This window comes from Ralstonia sp. ASV6, from assembly GCF_016429285.1.
Classification (GTDB): domain Bacteria; phylum Pseudomonadota; class Gammaproteobacteria; order Burkholderiales; family Burkholderiaceae; genus Ralstonia; species Ralstonia flaminis.
On record NZ_JAELUI010000049.1, the window covers coordinates 26,051 to 37,175 of the forward strand.

Annotated in this window: 10 protein-coding genes; 5 read left to right on the top strand and 5 right to left on the bottom strand. The window is 63.0% G+C overall.

The genetic code is table 11. The features are described 5' to 3' along the window. Positions 1-28: 28 nt before the first annotated feature. Complete coding sequence (locus tag JHD73_RS12050; RefSeq protein WP_199030508.1) at positions 29-1,039, top strand: zinc-dependent alcohol dehydrogenase family protein; 1,011 nt, start codon at positions 29-31, stop codon at positions 1,037-1,039. Positions 1,040-1,120: 81 nt separating this feature from the next. Next, positions 1,121-1,576 carry a universal stress protein gene (locus JHD73_RS12055; RefSeq protein ID WP_199030509.1) on the top strand — a complete coding sequence of 152 codons (456 nt, stop codon included), beginning with the start codon at positions 1,121-1,123 and terminating at the stop codon, positions 1,574-1,576. Between the two features lie 152 nt (positions 1,577-1,728). Here the strand turns inward: JHD73_RS12055 and JHD73_RS12060 are convergent, their stop codons facing one another. Further along, positions 1,729-2,640, bottom strand: coding sequence for a LysR family transcriptional regulator (locus JHD73_RS12060; protein ID WP_199030510.1), 912 nt, complete (start codon positions 2,638-2,640; stop codon positions 1,729-1,731). A gap of 109 nt (positions 2,641-2,749) precedes the next feature. On the opposite strand from JHD73_RS12060, the gene JHD73_RS12065 reads away from it, so the two are divergent. Then, positions 2,750-3,946: an alpha-hydroxy acid oxidase gene (locus JHD73_RS12065; protein ID WP_199030511.1), complete on the top strand. Its 1,197-nt coding sequence runs from the start codon at positions 2,750-2,752 to the stop codon at positions 3,944-3,946. Positions 3,947-4,006: 60 nt separating this feature from the next. Next, positions 4,007-5,347 (top strand): MFS transporter, encoded by a 1,341-nt coding sequence (locus JHD73_RS12070; protein WP_233176912.1) that lies wholly within the window; start codon positions 4,007-4,009, stop codon positions 5,345-5,347. A gap of 76 nt (positions 5,348-5,423) precedes the next feature. Here the strand turns inward: JHD73_RS12070 and JHD73_RS12075 are convergent, their stop codons facing one another. Then, entirely contained in the window at positions 5,424-7,352 is a 1,929-nt protein-coding gene (locus JHD73_RS12075; RefSeq protein ID WP_199030512.1) for a hypothetical protein, read from the bottom strand. Between the two features lie 322 nt (positions 7,353-7,674). Then, positions 7,675-8,622 carry a GlxA family transcriptional regulator gene (locus JHD73_RS12080; RefSeq protein WP_199030513.1) on the bottom strand — a complete coding sequence of 316 codons (948 nt, stop codon included), beginning with the start codon at positions 8,620-8,622 and terminating at the stop codon, positions 7,675-7,677. 119 nt (positions 8,623-8,741) lie between these two features. On the opposite strand from JHD73_RS12080, the gene JHD73_RS12085 reads away from it, so the two are divergent. Next, positions 8,742-9,542, top strand: a complete 801-nt coding sequence (locus JHD73_RS12085; RefSeq protein ID WP_199030514.1) for an SDR family oxidoreductase — start codon at positions 8,742-8,744, stop codon at positions 9,540-9,542. Positions 9,543-9,700: 158 nt separating this feature from the next. On the opposite strand, the gene JHD73_RS12090 is transcribed toward JHD73_RS12085, so the two are convergent. Together JHD73_RS12090 and JHD73_RS12095 are read right to left on the bottom strand one after the other, a co-directional pair. Then, on the bottom strand, positions 9,701-10,390 hold the full coding sequence (locus JHD73_RS12090; RefSeq protein WP_199030515.1) for a response regulator transcription factor: 690 nt from the start codon (positions 10,388-10,390) through the stop codon (positions 9,701-9,703). 109 nt (positions 10,391-10,499) lie between these two features. Continuing rightward, positions 10,500-11,125, bottom strand: a 626-nt coding sequence (locus JHD73_RS12095; protein ID WP_199030516.1) for a substrate-binding domain-containing protein, incomplete at its 5' end; no start/stop codon positions are given.

The window sequence follows — 11,125 nt, forward strand, 5'->3', positions numbered from 1 at the left end:
ACCGGGTGCGGTGCGTCTGGAGACGCCAATGCGAGAATCCATGCGAGCCATGGTCCACGAAAGCACGGCGGCGCCACTGCAGTGGCGAGAGGTGCCTGTGCCGGCTCCCGGGCCGGGAGAAGTCCGGATCACCGTGTCCGTGTGTGGAGTCTGCCGTACCGACCTGCACATCGTGGATGGTGAACTTCCGCATCCCAAGGCATCGCTCATTCCCGGCCACGAAATCGTGGGTGTCGTCGAGTCCTGTGGCCCAGGCGTTTCTTCGCCAGCGCCGGGTGAGCGAGTTGGCGTGCCCTGGCTTGGCTGGACATGCGGCGCCTGCCCGTTCTGCTTGAGCGGGCACGAGAACCTGTGCGACCACCCCGCCTTCACGGGCTACACGCGTGATGGCGGCTATGCCGAGTACGTGGTCTGCGATGCCCGGTACTGCCTGCCGATTCCACAGCGGTATGACGACGCGCATGCGGCCCCGCTGCTGTGCGCCGGTCTGATCGGCTATCGGACGCTACGCATGGCTGGAGATGCACGTCGAATCGGCATCTATGGCTTTGGCGCGGCAGCCCACCTGGTCACCCAGATTGCCGTGGCGGAGCAGCGCAAAGTCTTCGCCTTCACACGCCCCGCAGACACAGCTGCACAGCAGCTTGCCCTGGAGACAGGCGCCAGTTGGGCTGGATCGAGCGACCAATCCGCGCCGGAGTTGCTGGATGCGGCCTTGATCTTTGCTCCGGTTGGGGCGCTCATACCACAAGCCCTGCTAGCTGTCGCCAAGGGTGGTGCCGTGGTCTGTGGCGGCATTCACATGAGCGATATTCCGTCGTTCCCGTACCGGCTGCTGTGGGAGGAACGCAAACTCATGTCGGTGGCCAATCTGACCCGCGCGGATGGCCTTGCGCTGATGCAGGCGGCATCGGCAATCCCGTTAAAGGTGCATGTCACAACGTACCGGCTGCAAGATGCCAACGCCGCGCTGGATGACCTGCGCACGGGGCGCGTTGCCGGCGCCGCAGTGTTGAGGGTCGCGCCTGATAAGCGTTGATGTGCGTCAATGGGGATCCCACCATGCGGGCTACGCTGGTGACAAGCGGCACCGTCCCGCATGATCCCTTTGGAGGCCACCATGTACCAACGCATCCTGCTCGCTATCGATGGAAGTCATGCATCGCTCCTTGCGCTGCATCAGGCCATTGTCGTAGGCAAAGCCACCGGCGCAGAGGTCGAGGCCTTGTTTGTGGCTGACAGTTCAGACCTGACCTTCGACATGGTCGGCTGCGATGCAATTGCCTACGCAAAGCGCGTGCTTGAGGTAGGTCGGGAAACCCTGGCCAGCGCAGCAAGCAAGCTGGAAACAGCTGGCGTCAAACACTCGACCAAACTGCTGGAAAAGGGCATCGCCCCCGGCCAGATCTCGACGACGATCGTGGCGGAAGCGAACGAAACCGGAGCGGACCTGATCGTGCTCGGCACGCACGGCCGGCGTGGGCTCAACCATCTGGTCCTGGGCAGCGTGGCCGAAGGTGTCGTTCGCAAGACCAACAAGCCTGTGCTGATGGTGCGCAGCGAGGTTGAAGAATAGGACGCCGCGCGCGCTGACGCGCAACCGCCTAGTGGATGTGTGCTGCCTTAGCCCGTTGCGTTGCAGGCCGGCACGAACGCTGTAGAGCGAGCAAGCCTGTGGGGCTCCAACCCGCGTTGGTTGATGGTCAGCGCCTGCCGACCATCGATGCATCACAGGCTCAACGCGCCAGCAACCCCAGGAGCAACAGAAAAATCCACCTGCGCCTGCGCCAACGGCTGCATGGCCGCGATCAGCGCACGCGCATCTCCGCGCCGCCACTGGAAGGCATAGTGCAACGGCGCCAGCGGGGTACGTGCCCCCACCGCGCGCAAGTTCAGCGCACGCACCCAGTACGCGGGCAAAAACCCCACGCCCACGCCCTGCCGCAGCATGCCCGCCACGGCGCCCCAGCTGTTGCACACAATGCGCTCTTGCACCGTGGCACGGTTGGCCAGCAACCAGTCGTCCAGCAGCCGCGTGGTGCCAGCGCCGGCCGGCAGCGTGACCAGCGGGTGGCGTTGTAGCAGCGCGACCGCGCCCTGGCGGCCTGCGCCCGGCAGGCTGGGGGCAGCGGCCCAGGCAAAGTGGGCGGCACCCACAGGCTGCGACAGCAGCTCGCTGCGCGAAGACCGGCCCGCAATCACGGCAAAGTCCAGTTCGCCATCCGCCAGGCGGCGTTCCAGCACGCCCCCCACATCCACGTATGGCTCCAACCCCAACTGCGGATGCGCTTGCCGCGCCGCCGCCACAAAGGCCGGTAACCAGGTCAGCGCGGAAAGGTCACCCACCCCAAAGCGGCAGTGACCCGTGAGCTCGGCCCGCGCATCCAGTGTCTGGCCCAGCGCCGCCATGGCATTGAGCACACCAAGCGCGGCGGGCAGCAGGCGCTCGCCTGCCTCGGTGAGGGCCGCGCGATGGCCGCTGCGGTCAAACAGCGACTGGCCCAGTGTGGCTTCAAGCTCAGCAATGCGCTTAGACAGCGACGACACCGACAGGTGCACACGCTCGGCCGCAGTGGCGAAATTGGCGCAGGTTGCAGCCCACCAGAAGGCTTCAAGCTGCTTGATCGACGGTTGAGGCATCGTGATTTTTTTTCTTAAAAGCGAACATAGTCATTCTAAATATTTCGCTTTAATTCGCAAAACCGTCGCCCTACAGTGTCGCAGCTTTTTGGAGCAATCCGCATTCCCCATGGCTTCCTACGCTGAACCCTCATCCGTGACCCTGCCCGCCGCGCTGCGCAACATGCTGTCGCTGCACGACTTCGAGGCCGCAGCGCGTCGGCGCCTGCCTCGCCCCATCTTCGGCTACATCGCGGGCGCGGCCGAGGACAACGGCTCGCTGCGCGACAACCGGGAGGTATTTGACGACTACGCGTTCTCCACCCGCGTGCTGCGCGATGTCTCGAAACGCTCGCAGGCAGTGGAACTGTTCGGCCAGTGCTACAGCAGCCCGTTCGGCATTGCGCCGATGGGTATCAACGCACTGACCACCTACCGGGGCGATCTGGTGCTGGCACGTGCGGCACAACAGGCAGGCATCGTGTCCGTCATGAGCGGGACGTCGCTGATCCCCATGGAAGAGGTGGCGCGCGAAAGCCCGGCCACTTGGTTCCAGGCGTACATACCGGGCGACCAGGCACGTATCGATGCACTGATCGACCGCGTGGAGCGCGCTGGCTTCGGCACGCTGATGGTGACGGTGGACATCCCCATTTCTGCCAACCGCGAGAACAACATCCGCACCGGCTTTTCTACGCCGCTGCGCCCCAGCCTGCGCCTGGCCTGGGATGGCATGGTGCGACCAGGCTGGGTGGCGGGCACCTTCCTGCGCACGCTGCTGCGCCACGGCATGCCGCATTTTGAGAATTCCTTCGCCACGCGCGGGGCGCCGATCATGTCGTCCACCGTGCTGCGCGACTTCTCGGCGCGTGACCACCTGACCTGGCGCCACATTGAAGCCATTCGCCGCCGCTGGAAGGGGCCGCTGGTGGTCAAGGGGCTGCTCAGCGTGGAAGACGCATTGGAGGCCCGACGGGTGGGCGCCGATGGCATCGTGTTGTCCAACCACGGCGGCCGCCAGCTCGATGGTGCGGCCTCCCCCATGCGCGTTCTTGAGGCCGTGGTGGCCGCCGTAGGACCCGATTACCCAGTACTCATCGACAGCGGCTTTCGTCGCGGCTCAGACGTGCTCAAAGCCTTGGCGCTGGGTGCGCGCATGGTGCTCGTGGGTCGCCCCTTCAACTACGCCGCAGCCGTGGCGGGCGAGGCCGGCGTCGCTCACGCCATCGGCCTGCTGCGTGATGAGGTCGACCGCAACCTGGCCATGCTCGGCGTGACGCGTTGCTCCGAACTCGGGCCACAGCACATCGTGCGCCGCCGCACCTGAGCAGTGCCCCGGAGGTTGTCGGCAGATAGGAAAGACAACGAGAGATCCATTCCACCCGGAATGATAAAAACACACATTAAAAACAGAGACACAATGCAAGCACTTCGCCTTGAATCCCCTGCTGACAGCAAGACACGACTGAGGAAAGTGGCCACCGCCACGATCGTTGGCTCAATGCTGGAGTGGTACGACTTCTATCTGTACGCCACGATGGCGTCGATCGTCTTCAGCAAGATCTTCTTTGATACGTCCAACCCAACCAATGCCACGCTGCAGGCGTTCGCCACCTTCGCGATCGGCTTTGTTGCGCGGCCCATCGGCGGCATTTTTTTCGGCTACTTCGGTGACAGGTACGGCCGCAAGAAAATGTTGTTTGTCACGTTCTGCCTGATGGGATTGTGCACAACGGCAATCGGCCTGATCCCGACTTATGCATCCATCGGCTTCTGGGCGCCGCTGCTGCTTGTGCTGATTCGAATCATCCAGGGCTTGGGAGCCGGTGCCGAGTTGGCCGGCGCCGCAGTGACTTCGTACGAACATGCCGCAGAGAACCGTAAAGGCCGCCAAGGATCATGGCCCGCGCTGGGCTTGAACCTGGGCCTGCTGCTTTCATCGCTGACCGTCTACCTGCTCACGATGGCGGGGGATCGATTCCTGCTTGCTGGCGGATGGCGCATTCCCTTCCTTCTGAGCTTTGTCTTGGTGCTGGTCGGGATGTGGGTACGCAGGAGCCTGCCCGAAACACCGGAATACGCGTCTTTTGAAGAGAGCCATCGCCAGGAAAAGCCGATTCGAACGTTGCTGACCTCGCATTTCAAGGGTCTTGGCGTCGTCTTTTTCATCGCTGTTGGATACAACGCCATCAGCTATATCTTCAAGACGTTCTCTCTGGCCTATCTCACCCAGTTCAAGGGCGTACCGGCCAGCGTCACGTCGCTGTCGGTGACCTTGGCCAGCTTGGTTGCCATTGTGACGGTGCCGCTCTTCGGCTGGATGTGCGACAAGTTCAGCAGCAAGAAGGTGTTGATGGTGGGTGGCATGCTGTCTGCGCTGTTTGCCTACCCCTTCCTCTCGCTGCTGGGAACGGGTGCCAGCACAGCAATCTACTGGGCCATGGTCATTGGCACCGGCGTTCTGGCACCAATGATGTTTGCACCGCAGGGGTCGTTCCTGAGCCGCCAGTTTCCAGTGCAGAGCCGTTCGACCGGTGTCGGATCGGGGCGCGAAATCGGTACGGCCTTGGCGGGAGGATTGGCACCACTGTGGGCGTTGTCCATGGTTGCGCAATCGACGACGCATGCCACAGGTGGGGTCGTCGTTATCCTGATCTGTTCCGGGCTGATGGTTGCTGTCGCAACGCTATTCGACCAAGGGCGTCGATTCGGCAGCCACAAGAACTGACCGCAGACGTGCTGGCAGAGGCATGTTCCGAGCATGAATCGACCTCTGCCAGCGCTAGTGGGCCGTACGCCGGCCATCAACCCTTCTTGCGTTGTGCGGCAAGCCCCTCGCGACAGGCAGCATAGCCCTGATCCGGCTGGCCCGCTCCATGCTGGCTTAGCCAGTCCGCTGCCTTGTTGGCGTCGTAGCAGCGCGCCAGCGCCAACAAGCTGAACCCATTGGGATCGGTCAGTTTCAGATTGAGCGCCTTGGGACCCTGCATCATGGCCTCGAGCATATCGACGCGGTCATCCATGATCGCGTAGGTGAAAGCAGGAAATCCCTTGGTGTCGGGCGTGTTGGGGTCGGCACCGTAGCGCAGCAGCACCTTGAGCACTGCAACGCTGTTGGGCCCTTGATTGCCGAGTGCAATGCCAAGGGGATCGTAGGCACAGTCGGTACATGGCTTGCCGGTTACCGCATTGTTGTGGCGCTTGAGCATCGCCTCGACCAGATCGGGTCTCGGCCCATCCGGCATCCAGGCGATGTTCAGACGCAGATAACGGGTCAGCAGCGCATTGCCTCCAACCGGATACGGCAAATCAACACGCAAGCCGTGATTGAGCAGGTCCAGGAATTTGTCTGGCGCACTGCGGGCAAAAAAGGCAAGCGACGCATTGTCACGCTCCACACCGGTGATAAAACTGCGAGACACGTCACCGCCATGGCTGAGCAACGGCTCGACGGCGCTCCAGTTGATCGTCTTGCCATTGCGCAGTTCCGCCTGAACCAACGGATCAACCACGTCGGGCGACAGCTTGCCGCCGGCCGACTTGGCACGCTGGAATGCGGCGTCCAGCAAGGTTGTATAGAGGGCCGGCTGCGCACGCGCGCGCAACAGCACCTTCGCATCGCGCGGATCAAGACCATGCTTGAGCAGGCGATCCACACCAACCGCGTTCTTCGTGTCAATGACCGGAATGAACAGCGTGCTGGCATCGCGCGGCTGCACCTTGGCGGCCTTGTAGATCGTCTCGAATACCGCGTCGGCAACCTGCGGCTCGAGCGCCCACTGCAACACAGCATGGGCAACCGTGCCACCAGATACCAGAGCATCCAACGCGCCCAGCGCTTGCAACCCGGCGAGTGCGTGGGTCGCCTGCGCCTGCGGCATGGCAAGTGTGTACCGAACCACATCTTTCACGCTCTGAGTGTCGTCGGCCGGAGCCTTTGGCAGCCGCGGCAGGATGTCTTCGTTGAATGCGGCGAAATACTCGACCTGAAGCGGGACAGGCGGGTCGGTATCGAACAACGGGGTGTTGCGCATCAACCAGTGGCGTGCTGCCGGCCACCATGTGTCTTTGCCCGCTTCGTCACGGGGCGCTTCCCCCGCCTTGAGTAGGATCTGCGCCTCGGCGAGCGTCGCCGCGCGATCCGCGTGCAAGCCAACGCTGGTGAACGTGTCAAGGCTGAGCAGATCATTGAGGCGCTGACCGCAGATCACTTCCGCCTGCCGATCGGGCCTCAGCCCGTCGAAGCGTTTGCGATAGTCGGCAGGCGAGGCATCGAAGGCAGCCTGCGTGATGGCGGGCGGGCGCAGGCCAGGACAGGCAAAGCTCGACGCCTCTTTGCCGGGAACCGCCTTGGGCAATGGCGGCAGCGGCGCCGGCGATGCGCCTTCGGCCGCCACACGGTACAGATCGCGCCCGTCAACCTGAAAGCCCTGCATGACCAGCATCAGCGCATCCGTACCCATGTGGTACGTGCTGAAATTGCGCCCGGTGATCGACGTGGCCTGGTAGGCCGTGCCCTTCGGGGCTTCGATCAACAGCGCTCCGGCGCCAGCCAGCACGCAACCATGAGCGAAGGAAATCTCCAGCTCTGGCTTGTGGGTTACGTCCACCAGCTCGACGGTCTCCGCACTCCAACTGCCATCGGCCTGCTTGGTGCGCGCAACAAAGCCTTGGTCGTTGTGCTCGATCCGGAAAAAAGCGGGGGCACCCTGCTTGGTGGCGAAGTCACCCACCCAGGTCTCGCAGGAGGCGCCCGGGCCTGTCGAGGCAGCGGCCAGTCCCGCAACTTGCAAGAACCCCAGCGCAAGTGCCGTGGAAATCAATGCGTTGCGCAACGGGAATCGCTGGCGCCCGATGCCCCCGTTGCGCCTCATGTCAGGCGGCATGCCTGCTGTGCTGCCGGATTGAGCTGATACGTTAAGGAGGACAGTCATCTGTTTGTATTGTTGGGTTGTTCTACGACAGAAGGCGCGCGTGAGTGTATGACAGGATGCGCGGCTTGGTTGCGATGACTGAGGACAACCGCCTCTGCGGCAACGTACCGATGGCAGGGTCTCAGTCGCCCATGCGCGCGTCCCGCCTAACCGCCTGAGGTGGGCGGCCAAAGCCACGCATGAACGCCTCACGCATATGGCGGCGATCTCGGAAGCCGGTTTCCCTGGCAATGACATCCAGCGGATGCCGGCCTTGCTCGATCATCAGCCGGGCCGCCTCCAACCGCAGTCCCTCGATCGCCTTGGCGGGCGACTGCCCCGTTTCCTGCGTAAACACGCGACTGAACTGGCGCGGGCTCAGATGGATGGTCTCGGCCAGTTCTTCCACGGTCAGTGAACGGTGCAGATTTTGACGCGCATAGTTCAGCGCGTTCTGGATCCGATCCGACTTTGGCGCGAGATCGAGCATTTCGGAATGCTGCGACTGTCCGCCCGCCCGGCGCTGATGCATGACCAGCTTGTGCGCCACAGAGCGGGCCATGTCCGCGCCCAGATCCTTCTCCACCATCGCAAGCGCCAGATCCAGGCCTGCCGTCATGCCGGCAGACGTCCAGATCGGGCCATCGACGATGTAGATGCGGTCTTCCTCGACGTGGATGTCCGGAAAACGCCTCTGCATTTCCCGCCCGTACGCCCAATGCGTCGTGGCGCGACGCTGCGCCAGCAAACCCGCCTCCGCCAGCACGAAGGCGCCGGTACAAATGCCGGCAACACGCCTGGCCCGGCGGCCCCCCTTGCGCAGGAACGTGAGGATCTCGGCAGGGGCCGGTGAACTTACCGGGTCATTGACGCCTGCGACCATCCACGTGTCCACGTCGCCCCTGCCGCGCAGGGATCGCGTGCCGACCGAGACCCCAAGCGACGAGCGCACCTCTCCGCCGCCGACCGAGAAGTTGCTGATGACATAGAACGGCTCACCCGCCGTCATGTTGGCGTACTCGAACACGGACTGGCTGGCCAGCGCCATGATCTGAAAACCATCGCTGATCAGAAAGCCGATTCGGTGCATGTCCGTTCTCCATCAAGCCGCGTCCTAAATCACGACTATATACGTCATTTCAGTCACAGCCGATCGAAGCCAGAATGCATTCACGCATTCATCAACCCGCTTCACAACGGAGTGACGTCATGACTCAAGCACACCAAGGTACGGCCCTGATCACCGGCGCGTCATCAGGCATTGGGGCAATCTACGCAGACCGCCTCGCCCGGCGGGGCTACGACCTGATTCTGGTCGCACGCAACCGCGACCGACTGGCCGCATTAGCCGACCGCGTCGCCAATGAAACAGGGCGCAGCGTCGAGATTGTCGATGCCGACCTCAACGATCGCACAGCGCTGACGGCCGTCGAGGCCAAGCTCAAGCAGGACGCAAGCATCACCCTGCTCGTCAACAACGCAGGCGTGGGGACGCACACGCCGCTGCTCGACAGCAATGTCGACGCAATGACACGGATGATCGACCTGAACATTACCGCGCTCACGCGGCTGACGTACGCCGCTATGCCAGGCTTTGTCGCACGCGGCAAGGGCGCCGTCATCAACATCGCGTCCATCGTCGCGATCACGCCCGAACAGCTCAACGGCGTCTACGGCGGCAGCAAGGCGTTTGTGCTTGCCTTCAGCCAGTCACTGCACCACGAACTCGCAGACAAGGGGGTGCAGGTGCAAGCTGTGCTACCCGGTGCCACCGCCACCGACTTCTGGCAGATCGGCGGCCTTCCGCTGGAACATCTGCCCAAGGAAATCGTCATGTCGGCACCCGACATGGTCGACGCCGCTTTGGTCGGATTTGATCAGCGCGAGCTGGTGACGATCCCGTCATTGCACGCCCGCGAAAAGTGGGACGCCTATGAAGCCGCACGGCAGGCAATGTTCTCGCACCTGTCCACCGCGATTCCTGCGGCCCGGTATGCCGTAACTCGATGAGCATGCGTACGTCGTTGGCCCGCTTGGCACGACACCGGAGAGCCGGCTATACGCCGCGCGTCGTCCGCATTGAAGACGGCAAGTTGGCCGAGCACTGGGCTGTCCCTCAGGATGAGGCAATCAACCGGGGGCGGGGTGACGGCAAGAACGCCGCCACCCTACCCTTCATGGCACTCAAGCCGATAGCCATGGGAATACACCACCCTGAGCGACACCCCACTCTGCTGCCCAAGATGCAGTTTCCGCCGCAGCCGATAGATATGGGTATCCAACGATCGGGAGTGCGTGAGATCGTGGACTTGGCCCCAGATCTGATTCAGCACGGCTTCACGCGGCATGAGACGCCCGACATTCCGCGCCAGCATCTCCAGAATTTCGTACTCCTTCGGGGTGAGCGAGACAGCCTGGCCGTGCATCAGGACACGTCGCTCCTGGTAGTTGACGGTGTAGGCGCCAAACGACTGTGCGTCGCTCCTGGCGGCCTGGCGCCTGGTACGGCGAACCAAGGCATTGATCCTCGCCACCAGTTCGGCGTGCTTGACCGGCTTCATGAGGTAATCATCGGCGCCGGCCTCCAGCGCCGCGACGATGTCACACTCGAGCGCCACGCTTGTGAGCATCACCACCGGGGTATCGGCATAGTGGCGGCGAATCCAGGCGAGTACCTCAAGCCCATCAATATCGGGCAGCTTACGGTCGAGTACGACGAGGTCCGGCGCCGTACGTCGCATGGCGCGCAGCGCATCGGCCCCGTCGGCATAGCACGCCACCATGTAGCCCGCTCCGGAGAGCACGCCGCCCAGAGACGCCGACTGCGGGCGATCGCCTTCGATCAGATAGATCAGCATCCATGCCCTCCACGATTCCCTGTCCAGCGGAAATCGCTCCGAGTTTCCTCGCTCACGCCGTCGTCGCGCATTGCGTAATCCGAATGGAAGGGCCTCACGCACCGGTCGGCTAGATCTCCAGCTTGCGGCCCCTTGTGGACTTGCGCAGGATCAGCTTGGGTTCCGGAAGCGAAGCCTTCGACTCCCTGCCATTGAGAATGTCGATCAGGTGCTGTGTAGCCAGCGCCCCCATGCGTTCGCCGCCCATGTCGACGGAGGTCAGGGTGGGGGTGACGTAGTCGCAGAAAGGGATGTTGTCGAAGCCAACCACCGAGCAGTCGTCCGGCACCGAGAAACCCAGCTCGGACGCCTGCTTCAGGAAACCGATCGCGATCATGTCGTTGAAGCAGATGACGGCATCCACGCGCTCCGAACCCAGCATGATCTTGGAGCAAATTCTGGCGCCCTCTTGCGGAGACGATGCGTCAGTCTCGTAGCGGGGCAGGTCGAGCCGGTGAGCCTCAAGGCAAGCCAGAGCACCGGCGTAGCGCTCCTGATCGGCGCGCGACTTGTCGAAGCCGATATAGGCAATCCGCTGATGGCCGCTCTTGACCAGATAGTTGGCCACCATGTAAGCAGCATCGCGGTTGTGCGAATCGATCTCCTGCTTGCCGTTGTCCTCGCGCCGATCGAAAAAGACGAACGGCTTGGGCAGTTCGTGAATCCACTCCATCTCTTCCTGGCGCAGCTTGGAGT